General features: G+C 62.0%; 3 protein-coding genes. 2 read left to right on the forward strand and 1 reads right to left on the reverse strand.

Translation table 11 applies throughout. The annotated features are described in order from the left end of the window. A partial coding sequence (locus tag I5M_RS22605) for a DUF4407 domain-containing protein (RefSeq protein ID WP_022723485.1) occupies window positions 1-1,356 on the reverse strand: 1,356 nt, incomplete at its 3' end. Window positions 1,357-1,879: 523 nt separating this feature from the next. Here I5M_RS22605 and I5M_RS22610 point away from each other — a divergent pair. Together I5M_RS22610 and I5M_RS22615 are read left to right on the forward strand one after the other, a co-directional pair. Continuing rightward, entirely contained in the window at window positions 1,880-2,524 is a 645-nt protein-coding gene (locus I5M_RS22610) for a DUF47 domain-containing protein (RefSeq protein WP_022723486.1), read from the forward strand. 15 nt (window positions 2,525-2,539) lie between these two features. Beyond that, a partial coding sequence (locus I5M_RS22615) for an inorganic phosphate transporter (RefSeq protein ID WP_031337332.1) occupies window positions 2,540-2,763 on the forward strand: 224 nt, incomplete at its 3' end.

Consider the following 2,763-nt stretch of genomic DNA (forward strand, 5'->3'; position numbering starts at 1 on the left):
CGCTGCAGCCGTCGGCGCGACCATTGCCGGAGCCGGTTCAGGCTTGTCGTCGTCGAGGTCTTCGTTGTTCTCGATGCGCTGGCGGGCGCGTTCGACTTCGGCCTGGATCTTGGCGGCGTAGACCGACGGCGGCGAGAAGAAGATTTTCGCAACCACCGGGACGATTTCCAGGAAGATGATGAAGAACCGCGTCATCCAGGAGAACAGCGTCATGGTGCCGCCGTCCTTGGGATCGTTCTTCAGTTCCTGATAGGCCGCGATCCGCGTCAGCGGATCGATGCGGTCGCGCTTGTCCTGGTAGTACGACTCCGCCAGCGCCTGCTTGCGGAACGCTTCGACGTTCACCGCCTTTTGGATCTCGAACTGCTTCAGCTCGGCGCGGGCATCGTCGATCCGCGCCTGCAGCGCGTCGGCCTTGGCCTTGATGGCGACGCGGTCCTGCTCGCGCGCGGCCACGGCGTCGGCGCTGACCTTGGCTTGCGCGGCGCGGAGTTCTTCGCGGCGCTGATGAATCTGATTGATCTCGGCCTCGCGCTCGGCGCGCTGTGCCTGGGCTGCTTCGCGCTGCTTCCGGGCGAATTCGTAGCGCGGACCGGCGCCAGGACGGCCGGAATTGCCCGGACTGGCTTTCAGCCCGTACTCCTCGGCATTCATGTCCACCGTGTAGCGCTGGATAGCGGCGCCGATCTCGGCAATGGTGTTACGGATTTCGGTCTCGCGTGCGTTGAGCGCCTTGATCTGCTGGTCGATCTCGTCGGCGCGTGTCTTGGTGGTGGGCTCCTGCGCCGGTGTCTCGGTCAGCGCGGCGCGGTGCAGCGCTTCGAGTTCGTCGATGCCGGCCTGGCGGCGCTTCACTTCGGCGTCGAGCTGACCTTCGTACTTCGCGATCTTGGCGTAGATCGGCTGGTTGGCGGCGACGCGGTCAGCCTCGATCTTCTCGTTGATGGTGCCCGAGAAGATCGCCAGCTCCAGGAACATCGCGATCACCCAGGCCAGCCCAAACGACATCGATAACCGGATACCGACGCGGACAAAGCGCCACGCAGTCTGTTTGGCTTCGGCGTTCGAGACGATCGGTGCAGTGTTCCACAGCGTGCCCTGATAGAACCAGTCCGACTGGCACAGCGCACGATCGAACATCAGCACGGTCAGCGCGATGACGCTGGAGACGAGCAGGCGCGTTGTCACGCTTTCGATCATATAGCCGCTGGCGTGAAACGAGACACCGAGCACGACGATGAAAGACAGGCAGAGCGAAGCACCGAGATGCGCCGCCCACAATTTGTCCGATGCCGGACAGCTGTCCAGGGTTTTGCGATCGACGCCAGCGATGATGCCAAGCACGCGTTGAATCATGGCCGCCCAATTCTGCGGTAATTGCGCCGCGGTTGGAAATGACAGGACTGGCTGCGAGTCTAACAGAACGATTCCCGGTTCAATATGCGCGCAACGTCTCACGACCGGCGACCGTGCTACGTCAACACATCAGAAATCGGTGCTAACTATTCGACACGAGAAGAGAACTTTGCTTCGGCGGAAGCGATCGCACGATCGCGTAGCAGGTCGCAGATTTTTTCGAGGCGACGAGTTGACAACTAATCACTCAGCCATGGGATACCGTCGCGAATCAATTCGTCAACGTTGTGCGCAACTGAAGCGAATCAATCCGGTGCCGATTTGATTCGCGCCCTGCGCAGTCGGCTGTGAGAGCGGGACGGGGGCTTGGAGGCGGGGGATGGCCCAGGCCGGCGCCCCTCGGATCATCCGCGGCGATGCCCAACGAAAGGCGGTTGCGCGAAGCCGGCCGGGATGATTTATGACGCTCATGTGAACCCGGCCGCCGGCCAGGACCATTGCCGTTTCAGACGGATATCCCCCGATGCTGAAAATCTTTCGAACCTTCCTGCCGAAGGAGGAACGGTTTTTCGACCTGTTCGCCCGGCACAGCCAGACTGTGGTGCAGGGAGCGGAAGCGCTGCGCGATATGCTGCGCGGCGGCGAAGATACCGTCAAACACTGCCAGCGGGTCAGCCATTTCGAGGGGCAGGCTGACGGTATTACCCGCGAGGTGCTGACGGCAGTGCGGCGCACCTTCATCACGCCGTTCGACCGGGTCGACATCAAGAACCTGATCACCTCGATGGACGACGCCATCGACCAGATGCAGCAGACCGCCAAAGCGGTAATGCTGTTCGAGGTGCGGGAATTCGAGCCGCCGATGCGCGAGATCGGCGCGATCTTGATCGAAAGCGCCAATCTGGTCGACCGCGCGCTGCCGCTGATGAAGTCGATCGGTCCGAATTTGCAGATGCTGACGGCGATGACCGAGGAGATCACCAAGCTCGAGGGCCGCGTCGACGATCTGCACGATATCGGGCTGAAGGAACTCTACCTCAAGCACCGCAGCGCCAACACCATGGACTACATCGTCGGCGCCGAGATCTACGATCATCTCGAGAAGGTCGCGGACCGTTTCGACGACGTCGCTAATGAGATCAACTCGATCGTCATCGAGCAAGTCTAGGGCAGGGCCGGGGCCGTGGAAGCTACGATCGGGCTGCCGGTGCTGGTCGGATTGATCGCGATCGCGCTGCTGTTCGACTTCCTGAACGGTCTGCACGACGCGGCGAATTCGATCGCCACCATCGTGTCCACCCGCGTGCTGCGGCCGGCATTCGCCGTGCTGTGGGCCGCGTTCTTCAACTTCGTCGCCTTTCTCGGATTCGGACTGCACGTCGCCAACACCATCGGCACGGGCATCAT

Source organism: Rhodopseudomonas sp. B29, assembly GCF_000333455.1.
In the GTDB taxonomy this organism is placed as follows: domain Bacteria; phylum Pseudomonadota; class Alphaproteobacteria; order Rhizobiales; family Xanthobacteraceae; genus Rhodopseudomonas.